Source organism: Methylophaga sp. UBA5088 (genome assembly GCF_002414625.1).
GTDB classification, from domain to species: domain Bacteria; phylum Pseudomonadota; class Gammaproteobacteria; order Nitrosococcales; family Methylophagaceae; genus Methylophaga; species Methylophaga marina.
Genome location: NZ_DIAC01000002.1, coordinates 21,893 through 23,633, shown reverse-complemented (window position 1 = coordinate 23,633; position 1,741 = coordinate 21,893). Strand labels below are relative to the sequence as shown.

Sequence of the window (1,741 nt, the reverse complement as noted above, 5' to 3'; positions counted from 1 at the left end):
TGATATACACAACACAAGCGTCATGATGGCAGCAGAAATTCGCCATTGAATTTCAGCAATATCTTCCAAACCGCCGCGTTGCCATAACACACTGGTCGGGAGCGCTTTATGGCGTTCTCTGACTTGTCCATCATCGCCTTTTTCTACCAACAAACTGTGTGACTCAAATTCTGCAATTGTGAAATCTTGTTGGCCTGCTTTTCCTTCGTAGCGATAACCCTCATTCAGTACCAGAAATTTATCGCCGGTATCGACATCTACTTCAAAATGGCCTGTATCAGAACGAAAAATCAGCGGCTTGTTCTTGCGGTGAATTTCGATAAATACGTTTTCCATTAACTGTTTATCGCTACTAAGTTTTTCAGAATAAAATGTCCAATCGCCATTTCGACTTTCTTTAAAACTCCCCGCAACCAAACCGGTCGTATTCGCTGACATCTTAGCTTTTTGCTCAAGTTCGTAGCGTTCAGCCAAGACACTAGGCACAATAGTTAGCGACAGATACGCAACTATGCCTGCCACAACACCGGAAAATATCAACACATTTCTAATGATTCGTTTACGCGAAATGCCACAGGCGGCCATCACTGTCAGCTCATTATCGGAACTCATTCTCCCGAGTGTGAGCATCACTCCCAGAAAGGCTGCTATGGGTAGCAAGATAGATAGAGCGCCAAGCGAACTGAAACCGAGCAGACTAAAAATAACATCGGCAGGCATATTGCCGACGGCTGCCTCAGCCAGGTAGCGCGCAAATCGTGTAGAGATATAAATTAACCAAAGAACTCCTGTAATTGCCGTCAGGTTAATCACAAATTCCTTGAGCATGTAGCGGTCTATGACCCATAGCCAGGAAAAAATCTGTTGTGGAACGTTGCGCATGAATTAAGAGTCTTGGTTAGAATAGATTGGTATTATCTGACACACTAAAATAACGAAGTCTAAACCAAATTGTCCTTACAGGAGAAATCCATGCAGTATTTTGTCACTAGTGATGCCCTTGCATCTCAGAAAACCGATTGTATTGCCGTTGGTATATACAACGAGGGTGAACTCAGCCCTTCCGCCCAGCAACTTGATAAAGCTTCACAAGGCCAAATCAAGCGTATCGTTGATAATGGTGACTTTAGCGGAAAACCAGGACAAACCTTATTCCTTCACAATCTAGCTGAGATAAACAGCCCTCGAGTATTACTAGTCGGCTTCGGCAAAAAAACAAAAACAACAGAAAATGATTTTAACACCGCCACATCTGCAGCGATTGTAGCGCTGAATGAAAGTGGCGCTGAGAAAGCCGTGTGTAGTTTTACTGATATCGAAGTGAATAATCGCAATACTGCGTGGAAAGCACGTCAAATTGCTTGCAATGCAGAAACAGCATTATATAAATATTCACAAACGAAATCTGAAACGAAATCGGTCGAAAAACCGCTGCTAGCATGCACTATTTCTGTTGAACAAGACGCTGCTGACATCCAAAAAGCAGCTGAACAAGGTGCAGCCATCGGCGCAGGGATGAATCTGGCTCGTGAACTTGGGAATCTTCCAGGCAACGTATGTACCCCAACTTACCTGGCAGAACAAGCAGTTGCCTTGGGTGAAAAATATGCTTCGATCAATACCACTGTATTAGAAGAAGCGGATATGGAAGCCCTAGGTATGGGTTCTCTGCTCTCCGTATCTCGCGGCAGCCGCCAGCCTGCCAAATTAATCACCATGGAATACAAAGGCGCGGGTGACA

The 1,741-nt window shown here is 44.4% G+C and carries 2 protein-coding genes; one reads left to right on the top strand and one right to left on the bottom strand.

Annotated elements, in window-relative coordinates; genetic code table 11:
* Positions 1 to 882, bottom strand: an 882-nt coding sequence (gene lptF / locus B4K20_RS00325) for an LPS export ABC transporter permease LptF (protein WP_289281448.1), incomplete at its 3' end; no start/stop codon positions are given.
* A 90-nt stretch (positions 883 to 972) separates the two neighbouring features.
* Here lptF and B4K20_RS00320 point away from each other — a divergent pair.
* Positions 973 to 1,741 (top strand): M17 family peptidase N-terminal domain-containing protein (locus B4K20_RS00320; protein ID WP_289281447.1); only part of this gene is annotated, 769 nt, incomplete at its 3' end.